The 1,061-nt window shown below is 68.4% G+C and carries 3 protein-coding genes and 1 pseudogene; all 4 read right to left on the bottom strand.

The genetic code is table 11. The features are described from left to right. Positions 1 to 163 precede the first annotated feature (163 nt). Complete coding sequence (locus ACLML9_RS28820; protein ID WP_411948440.1) at positions 164 to 325, bottom strand: hypothetical protein; 162 nt, start codon at positions 323 to 325, stop codon at positions 164 to 166. After that, a complete protein-coding gene (locus ACLML9_RS28815; protein WP_411948439.1) occupies positions 322 to 651 on the bottom strand; it encodes a hypothetical protein in 330 nt (109 codons plus the stop codon). Before ACLML9_RS28815 ends, ACLML9_RS28820 begins: the two co-directional genes overlap by 4 nt. Next, positions 648 to 830, bottom strand: a complete 183-nt coding sequence (locus ACLML9_RS28810; protein ID WP_411948438.1) for a hypothetical protein — start codon at positions 828 to 830, stop codon at positions 648 to 650. The genes ACLML9_RS28815 and ACLML9_RS28810 overlap by 4 nt, the downstream gene beginning before the upstream one ends. Before the next feature lie 38 nt (positions 831 to 868). Further along, positions 869 to 1,061 (bottom strand): annotated as a pseudogene (locus ACLML9_RS28805) (hypothetical protein); the annotation flags it as partial.

The following is a 1,061-nucleotide window of genomic DNA, read 5'->3' as shown; positions in this document are numbered from 1 at the left end:
GGCGGGAACAGGAGTGCCCAGTGGACCGCGACCCCGGCACCGATGATCGAGTACCAGCCGGTGTTCAGGATCGCGAGGCCGAGCAGGTCGAACGGATCACGCCGACGCTGGGAGCCGGTGGTGACCGTGGCCGTGGTGGTGCCGGTGGTCAGGGTGGTGGTGTTCATGACGGGTTCTCCAGGTCGAACAGGTCGAGTTGGCCGGGGCAGGGTTCGTGCAGGTTCTTACGGGCCCGGCGGGACTGTTTGCGGGGTGTGTGGTCGGTGGCCTGCACGACGAGGCGGGGCCGTTCGCTCGGCTCGTTGGTGGCCGGGGTGCTGGTCATGCCGCTCGCCCCGATCCGTCGATCCGTATCGGTGTGGCCGGGCGGGGTGACTGTCCGGACTGGGTGAGGGCTTCGTGGATGGCGCCCTGCAAGACGCCGACGACAGCGAGGGCGTCGTCAATGGTCATGGTCAGCTGAAGGATGGCCGCGAACTGGATCTCTTTGTGCACGGTGACCTGGACCAGGTCCCGGCCGTCAGGGCTGTGCTGGAGGCTGGCGAAGACCTCTCCGGTGTCACGGACGCGGCCACGATCGGCCGAGACGGTGACCCGCGCGAAGTCCAGGCCCTGGCCCGGTTTCCAGTAACTACGGACCGGCTCGTTCACGCCGCCCACCCCGAACCGTCGTCGTCGTGGTAGGTGGTGAAGTCCCAGCCGGGCAGCTGGCCGGTGTCGGCGAACATGCCCACCGCGACAGAGACAGGGTCGTGCCCGGCGCGTTCCAAGGCGCAGCGGCGACGGGCGGACAGGTCGATCACATCGGCGGGGATCGTGGTGCGGGCCATGGGTTTTTCTCCGTTCACGGTGGTGGACTGGTCGCGGGTTATGCCGCGAGCGGGCCGGATTCGTCGCCGAGGTCCTCAGGGTCGAACCCGGAGTAATCGGCCTTCGGGGACAGGTCCGGCTGTGCCGGGGCGTAGGCGTCGACGATGCGATCGATGTCATCGTCGGAGACCCAGAAGGCACGGACCCGCCGGAACTCGTTCGAGCCGTCCTGGCCGACGTAGGCGACACCG

The sequence above is a fragment of the Nocardia sp. NPDC002869 genome, assembly GCF_046764065.1.
In the GTDB taxonomy this organism is placed as follows: Bacteria; Actinomycetota; Actinomycetes; order Mycobacteriales; family Mycobacteriaceae; genus Nocardia; species Nocardia rhamnosiphila.
The sequence above is the reverse complement of the archived record's forward strand: the minus strand, read 5'-3'. Positions and strand labels throughout refer to the sequence as shown.